This window comes from Kitasatospora sp. NPDC017646, assembly GCF_044329365.1.
Classification (GTDB): domain Bacteria; phylum Actinomycetota; class Actinomycetes; order Streptomycetales; family Streptomycetaceae; genus Kitasatospora.
Genome location: NZ_JBIRJC010000101.1, coordinates 1 through 7,113 on the forward strand (window position 1 = coordinate 1; position 7,113 = coordinate 7,113).

Genomic DNA, 7,113 nt, shown 5'->3' on the forward strand with positions numbered 1-7,113 from the left:
CGTCGAGTACGAAGCCGCGTACTACAGCCAACAACAACCAAACCTGCAGGTCACAGCCACAACCTAGAGTCTCTACAGAACCCGCAGCGATTCACCCGCCCGTCCAGGGTGGTGAGGGTCTTGGCGACGCCGGACCAGGTTTCGGCCGCCTGCGTGACCGCGTCCGGACGGGCTTCGTATAACTGCTTGAAGGACACCATGTGCCCGGTTCCCCCTTAGTGAACTGCCGTGCCGAACAGCTGGGCGTTCTTGTCCTCGTTGGCCGTGTACGTCTGCTGAGTGGTGTCGAGGTTGGTGGCGATCCCGTCGATCCGGTCGTGCAGGGCTGTGCACTGCTTCAGCCACCGTTCGGTGCAGCTGGTGAGCGCGCTGCTGAAGGCGAAACCGCGGGTACCCGCCGACGCGGCGCTCACGTGGTCACTGAGGCCCAGCGTGAGGGGCCCGCTGTTTCCGTTGGCCTGGTTGAGGTCGGTGGCGATCTGCCGGGCTATCCCGGCCGAGGCGGCGAGTTCGTGCGGTGTGTCCAGTTGAGTGGTCGCCATGCCGGGGGGAGCGGCGTTCCAGGGCGCTGTGTCGCCGCTCTTGGCGGGGTTGGCGTACGGCGAGGTGCTCGGCGGCGTGCCGGGTATCGATGCCGCTGCCGGGGCGACCGGGCCGGTGGTGAAGTCGGGTTTTCCCATGGGTATGTAGTTCTCCCTCCCTCTGTGTGGGGGCAGTTTGCTCTGCGACACGCTGACCGTGTCGTGCCCCACTGTGAGAAATTGTCAAGACCTGTGGATTGATCTACTCACCCCGGGACTTCGCGAGGTAGAGCAGGGCGTGCGACCGTCCGGGCCAGGTGTCGTCGGGTTGGCCGACGTGGACTTGGCTGACGATCTGTGAGTGTTGTTCGGGCCCACCGCTGAGGAACGTCTCAAGTTCGAAGGCAACGTCCTCGATGTCCTCTTGGATCTCGGCGGTGCGAGTGGCGATGGCGAAGTGGAGAACGATGACGTCCGACCCGGCCTCGACGGCGATGCCGAGCGTGTCTGGTCCGATGACGCCCAGCGTGGCCTGCCCGGTCTGGAGCACGAGGTAGTTGCGGCGAAGTAACGCGCGTTCCTCGGCTGCAGTGAGGTTCGGGTTGTAGGACTGCCGGGCGGGTGATCCACGTTAGAAGGGTATCCGCTCACCTGAACAGGCGTCTGGTCGTCGTACGGCTTGCGGCTCGTCGCTCCGCCTCCTCCAGGCCACTGGCGGTCGTACCCACGGGGCCAGACGTTCCCCGGCCGCCAGATTCCCGCGCCAGTACCGGAAGACGATCCCCTGGACGACTTCAAGCTGCCCGGCTGCGATCAGCCCGGAGGCGGGCTCTGACCCGAATCCGCAGGTAGTGGCGGCGGTGGGTAGCTGATACGACGACAGGTGCACTTCGCGAGTGAGAAGATCGGGGTTCCTACACCTTGACCAGCTCAAACGTGAAAGTGCACCTGTCGAGTGAAGACGATATCGCGTCGCCGTACCGCCTCCCGCACCCCCGGCAGGCGCTGGACCAGACTGCATGCCGCGGTGGGTGTGCCGGACGGGGCGCTGACGGAGAACGGCGGCCTGCTGCTGGTGGCCGACCTGGACCGGGCGCTGGGCGTCACCGCCGCGCTGGACGCGGGGATCGGGCCGGTCAAGGAGCGCGACCGGGGCCTGTCGGGCGGGGAGTTCGCGCTGGCGACGGCGGTGGTGCAACTGACCGGCGAGGACCACCTGGTCGGCTTCGACCGCCTGCGTGCGGACCGGGTCGGTGAAGGTCTGCTGCCCGCGCCGGTCCCTGCCGCGACGACGGCCGCCACGCTCGCGGCCCGCTTCTAACAGGCCCAGCGCGAGGGTATCGAGCGGGCTTCGGCCCAGGTCAGCGCCCGCGCGCTGGCCGCGCTACCGGTCGGCGAGCGGGCGAGGATCTTGTCCGGACCGATCACGATCGACCTGGACGCGAAGGACATCGAGGTGTTCTCCACCCGCAAGGAGCAGGTCGTACGCTCCTACAAGGGCGAGGTCTCGGGGCGGGTGCACGCCGTGCACTGGGCCCAGGCCGGCACGGTGCTGGTCGCGGATCTGCTCGACGGTCGCTCGGACGGCCGCACCGTTTCCACGGCGCAGATCAGCCGGGCGGTGGACGCCGTGCGCGCCGCCGGAGCCGGCGGGCAGATCCTGTTCCAGGGCGATTCCGGCTACTACGCGGGCAAGGTCGCGGAGAAGATCGCGGCCCGCCAGGCGTTGTTCCGGCTCGGCGTGCCCCGCAGTCGGCCGTTGTGGCGGGCGGTCGCCGCCGTGCACGAGGACGACTGGATCGACGCCGTGGACTACCCGAACGCGCAGGTCGCCATGCTCGACTACGTGCCCGCGGGCTGGCCCGAGGGCACGGGCGTGATGGCACACCGGGTGCGCTACGACGCCGCCGTCCTGTCGGCGGACCCGCGCTCGCGCCGCTCGCGGACCGTTGGCAAGGACCAGCTCGCCCTGGTCCTGGACGGTCTGGAGGAACAGGCCTACGCCTACTCGTTCATCGCGACCAACCGGGCTCTGGACCTGGACGAGGAGACCGCGGCGGCGGAGTGGGAGTTCCGCCGCCGCACCCGGATCGAGGAACTGTTCCACGACGCCGCCCACGGAGCCGGGCTGAACCATCTGCCCTCCGCCTCCCACCAGGTCAACGCGATGTGGATGTGGGGCGCGCTGCTGGCCTACAACCTGTCCGCGTGGCTGCAGATGCTCGCCCCGCTCAGCGTCGCGAGGCGCCGCATCGCCACCGTGCGTCGCCTGCTCATCCGCCGGGCTGCCCGCTGGACGGCCACTGCCCGCCGCCACGAACTGCACTTCACCGCGCAAGCGGGCGAGCTGATCGCCCAGACACTGGCCCGGATCCGGGCGCACCGCCACCTCCTGCCCACCTGACCGACCGCCCCGGCCCGAGCCGGCCGCAACTGCCCTGGAAAGCCGCCCACCCGGCACGACAGCCGGGCCCCCGGCCTACCCGCAAGCCCCGTACCCCGGCCGACGAGTCACCCCAAAGAACAACTGACGGACCATCGACCACTACCTGCGGATTCGGGTCTGAGCAGGTTCGGTATGACGAAGGTCCCGGCAACCTGATGCTGCGTGCTGACGGCGTCGTGGGTGTCCGCTGCCCGGTGGCCCGGCGGCCCCGCTGCGCGGCGGCGTGCCGGGCGTGGGGGGCGGGGGAGGTGGGTATCCGATCTTCCCGGGCGGTACGGGCCCTGGGAGACGGTGATCAGGTTCGGCCCTGTGGGTATCCGGTCGGAGCGGGTGGGTTTCGGCCGGCGGCGGGTCCTACCGGTGCACGGGCGGCGAGGGCTGCGGGAGACGGCGGACGAATTCCAGCAGTAGGGTGCAGAACGCGGCGGGCTGTTCCAGTGGCGCGAGATGTCCGGCGCCGGGGATGACGGTGGTCCGACCCGCATCGAGGTCGTGGGCCAGGTTCTCGGCGCCCTGGTGAAAGTCGGGCATGTCGTGCTCGCCGACGCCGATCAGAGCGGGCACGCCCCTGAGTGTGCTCAGCGCCGCCGGGCCGGTGCCGAGGGGGTCCGGCGCCTGTGGCGGTTCGCCATGGGTGAGCTGGTCGGTCAGCTGGCGGTGGAGCATGCGGGCGGCGTGGATGAGTACCTCCTCGGAGGCCCCGGCCGAGGTCCACGCCTTGACGCCGGCCTTCACCGCGGCGTCCAGGTCGTCGGCGGCCAGCGCCGTCCGTTCGGCCTCCCAGGCGGCGTCCAGACGTGGGGAGGCGGTCTGGTCGTGGGGCCGGTACCCGACCAGTACCAGGCCTTCCACCCGCTGGGGTGCCGTGACGGCGGCCTGGAGTGCCACCAGGGCGCCCAGTGAGTTCCCGGCGAGGACGAAGCGGTCGGCCCCCAGGTGGTCGAGCGTGTCGAGCACGTCCGACCAGGGGGCCACCGTGCGGCGGTCGGGCACGGTCGCGTCGCCGTGGCCGGGCAGGTCGAGGGCGATGGCCCGCACGCCCGCCTCTGCGAGCAGCGGGAGGTGGGCATCCCACATGGTGCGGTCGGTGGGCCGGGCGTGCAGCAGGACGACGGGCCGTCCCCGGCCTGCCTCGGTGGAGGGAAGCAGCATTGCTTGAGTCCTTCTTCGGTGCATGGGGTGGGAAGGGCCGGCCGTTGTGGAGGGCAGCGACAGGCCCGCGGGGCGGATCAAGTGGCGTGGGTGAGTTCGCCGAGTTCCGTGTCGGTCAGGCGCAGTGTCGCCGCAGCCAGGTTCTCCTCCAGGTGCGCGACCTTGGAGGTGCCGGGGATGGGCAGCACGACCTCGGAGCGGGCGAGCAGCCAGGCCAGCGCCACCTGGGACGGCCGGACACCGTGGGCGGTCGCGATCCGGTCGACCGGCCCGCCGGGGCGGGCGAGCTCGCCCGCGGCCACCGGCGCCCAGGGGATGAAGCCGATGCCGTGGCGGGTGCAGTAGTCCAGGACGTCGGCGGAGGTGCGGTCGGTCAGGTTGTAGCGGTTCTGGACGGTGGCGATTTCCGCGATCGTGCGCGCGTGCTCGATCTGGTCGACGGTGACCTGGGACAGGCCGATCGCGACGATCTTGCCCTCGTCCTGGAGCCGTTTCAGCTCACCGACCTGGTCCTCCAGCGGGACCTCGGGATCGACGCGGTGCAGCTGGAACAGGTCGATGTGATCCAGGCCGAGTCGGCGAAGGCTCATCAGGGCCTGCTGGCGCAGGTACTGCGGGCGCCCGACCGGCGGCCACGCCCGGGGGCCCAGGCGCACCAGCCCGTCGCGGGTCCTGATCGTGTCCGGGCCGTTGCGGGTCAGCCCGGCTTTCGTCGCGACCAGCACATCCTCGGGGTAGGGGTGGATCGCCTCCCGGATGATCTCCTCGCTGACGTGCGGGCCGTAGGAGTCCGCCGTGTCGATCAGCTGCACGCCGAGTTCGACGGCCCGGCGCACCACGCGGACGCACTCGTCGCGGTCGTCGGGCTCGCCCCACACACCGAGCCCGGTCAGGCGCATGGCGCCGAAGCCGAGACGGTTGACATCCTTGCCGGCGATCTTGAAGGTGCCGGCGGTGCCGGACGGGGTAGCGGTCATGACCGGATGTCTTCTTCCTCTGCGAGGGTGTCCCGAACGGTGGGAGCCGAGCCCTGCTCGGCCAGTCGGCGGAGCTGGAGCAGGGCCTGAGCACTGGCGCTACCGGGTTCCGCACTGTAGACGGACAGGTGCTGGCCCGCAGCGCTGGTGACGGCCAGCGCCTCGAAATGCAGCCGGATCTCGCCCACCCGGGGGTGCCGGAAGTGCTTGTCCTCATGTGTGCGGGGACGGACCTCGTAACGCGCCCACAGGCCGGCGAAGGCGGGGCTGCGCACGCCGAGCTCGCCGACGATCCGCTCGATCCGCTCGTCCTCGGGGAACTGCGAGGAGGACGCCCGCAAGCTGCCGACCGCGGTGTGCGCCGCCTTGTCCCAGTCGACATAGAACTCCCGTGCGAACGGGTCGAGGAAGATCATCCGCAGTAGGTTGTCGTACCGGGCGAACCCGCGGTACAGCTCGCGCGCCATCAGGTTGGCGGCCAGGACGTCCTGCGCCGCGCCGACCACGAAGGCCGGCACGTCGCGCATACCGTCCATCAGCCGCGACAGCTCCGGGGCTACAGCAGGTGCCGCGGCCGCCGTGGCGAAGACCGGCAGGCCGAGCCGGAACAGGTGACCCGCCGCGGCACCGTCCAGCCGCAGTGCCGCAGCGATCGCCCGGAGCACCTGCTCGGACGGGTTCCGCTCACGACCCTGCTCCAGACGGATGTAGTAGTCCGTGCTCACCCCGGCCAGCAGTGCCACCTCGTCCCGCCGCAGTCCCGGCACCCGCCGGTCCCCGCCGTCGAGCAGCCCGACGTCCCGCGGCGTGATCATCGCGCGGCGAGCACGCAGGTACGCACCGAGCTCGTTGTTGCTTTCCATGCCCGCCACGCTAGATCCACTCCATGGGTCGGGGCGTGGGTGCGGTGCACCCACCCGAGGGTGCGGCTACCCGGCATCCCCATGGAAGCTCCCGATGGGCGCTGTCCCGTTGACCGATCGGTGAGATGATCTTCGGGTTGATCGCGACTGGGAGGGGCCTGTCGTGGAGAGCGCTTCGCCGTCGTACAGGGGCCACCGATACCCAGTGGAGATCATCTCGCACACGGTGTGGTTGTACTTCCGCTTCCCGCTCAGCTTTCGCGAGGTCGAGGAGCTGATGCTCCAACGCGGTGTCATCGTCTCCCACGAGACGATCCGACGCTGGTGCCTGAAGTTCGGCAAGGCCTATGCGGACGGGCTGCGCCGCCGCCGGCCGCGCTCCGGTGACAAGTGGCATCTCGACGAGGTCTTCGTCAAGATCAACGGTGAGCGGCGGTACCTGTGGCGGGCCGTAGACCAGCACGGCGACGTCCTGGACATCCTGGTTCAGTCGAAGCGGGACGCGAGGGCCGCCAAGCGGTTCCTGGCCAGGCTCATGAAGAAGCAGCGCCGTGTGCCGCAGGTGCTGGTCACCGACGAGCTCAAGAGCTACGCCGTCGCCCACCGCGAACTCATGGCCTCGGTCGAGCACCGCTGTCACAAGGGCCTGAACAACCGGGCCGAGAACTCCCATCAGCCCACCCGGCAGCGCGAACGCGCGATGAAGTACTTCCGCTCACCCGGCGCCGCCCAACGGTTCCTGTCCGCGTTCAGCGGCATCTCACGCCACTTCCGCCCCCGACGCCATCTTCTGACCGCCGCTCAGCAGCGCCTCGAGATGACCCTCCGCTTCACCATCTGGGACCACGTCACCGAGACCATCGGCCTGCCGACCGCAGCCTGACCCAGGCGCCCCACGCACCCCGGCACACCCTCGGCCGGACACACGCGCATCAACGTGACAGCGTCCTGTTTCGATCTCGACAACCGACGCCGAAACCCTGCCGCCCCACCCCGCACACCATGCTGGCACAGCGAAAAGTCATACGCCGCAAGCGGATTGCGGATGCCTTCTCAGACTCACTGGCCCTGGCCGGCGCTTCCCATCGGGCCGATCTTCACCGGGGATCCGTTGGTGTCCGTGGCGGGCAGCGAGCCGGCGCCCGGCCAGGGCA

General features: G+C 70.0%; 8 protein-coding genes and 1 pseudogene. 3 read left to right on the plus strand and 6 right to left on the minus strand.

Going from position 1 to position 7,113, the window contains the following annotated elements; translation table 11 throughout:
- Positions 1-215 precede the first annotated feature (215 nt).
- Complete coding sequence (locus ACH4J0_RS42535) at positions 216-680, minus strand: WXG100 family type VII secretion target (protein WP_396246557.1); 465 nt, start codon at positions 678-680, stop codon at positions 216-218.
- 103 nt (positions 681-783) lie between these two features.
- Entirely contained in the window at positions 784-1,071 is a 288-nt protein-coding gene (locus tag ACH4J0_RS42540) for a hypothetical protein (RefSeq protein ID WP_396246558.1), read from the minus strand.
- A 405-nt stretch (positions 1,072-1,476) separates the two neighbouring features.
- Between ACH4J0_RS42540 and ACH4J0_RS42545 the strand changes: the two genes are divergently transcribed.
- Entirely contained in the window at positions 1,477-1,842 is a 366-nt protein-coding gene (locus tag ACH4J0_RS42545) for a hypothetical protein (RefSeq protein WP_396246559.1), read from the plus strand.
- A gap of 90 nt (positions 1,843-1,932) precedes the next feature.
- Positions 1,933-2,925, plus strand: a complete 993-nt coding sequence (locus tag ACH4J0_RS42550) for a transposase (RefSeq protein ID WP_396246560.1) — start codon at positions 1,933-1,935, stop codon at positions 2,923-2,925.
- Positions 2,926-3,321: 396 nt separating this feature from the next.
- Here ACH4J0_RS42550 and ACH4J0_RS42555 read toward each other — a convergent pair whose 3' ends face one another.
- The 3 genes from ACH4J0_RS42555 to ACH4J0_RS42565 form a co-directional block, all read right to left on the minus strand.
- Positions 3,322-4,119, minus strand: coding sequence for an alpha/beta fold hydrolase (locus ACH4J0_RS42555; RefSeq protein WP_396246561.1), 798 nt, complete (start codon positions 4,117-4,119; stop codon positions 3,322-3,324).
- 77 nt (positions 4,120-4,196) lie between these two features.
- The gene (locus tag ACH4J0_RS42560) at positions 4,197-5,096 is read right to left on the minus strand and encodes an aldo/keto reductase (RefSeq protein ID WP_396246562.1); all 900 of its coding nucleotides are present in this window, start codon (positions 5,094-5,096) and stop codon (positions 4,197-4,199) included.
- Positions 5,093-5,959, minus strand: coding sequence for a helix-turn-helix domain-containing protein (locus tag ACH4J0_RS42565; RefSeq protein WP_396246563.1), 867 nt, complete (start codon positions 5,957-5,959; stop codon positions 5,093-5,095). The genes ACH4J0_RS42560 and ACH4J0_RS42565 overlap by 4 nt, the downstream gene beginning before the upstream one ends.
- A gap of 163 nt (positions 5,960-6,122) precedes the next feature.
- Here ACH4J0_RS42565 and ACH4J0_RS42570 point away from each other — a divergent pair, with 163 nt between their 5' ends.
- The gene (locus ACH4J0_RS42570; RefSeq protein WP_396246564.1) at positions 6,123-6,842 is read left to right on the plus strand and encodes an IS6 family transposase; all 720 of its coding nucleotides are present in this window, start codon (positions 6,123-6,125) and stop codon (positions 6,840-6,842) included.
- Positions 6,843-7,018: 176 nt separating this feature from the next.
- Here the strand turns inward: ACH4J0_RS42570 and ACH4J0_RS42575 are convergent.
- Positions 7,019-7,113: pseudogene (locus ACH4J0_RS42575) on the minus strand (DUF4232 domain-containing protein); the annotation flags it as partial.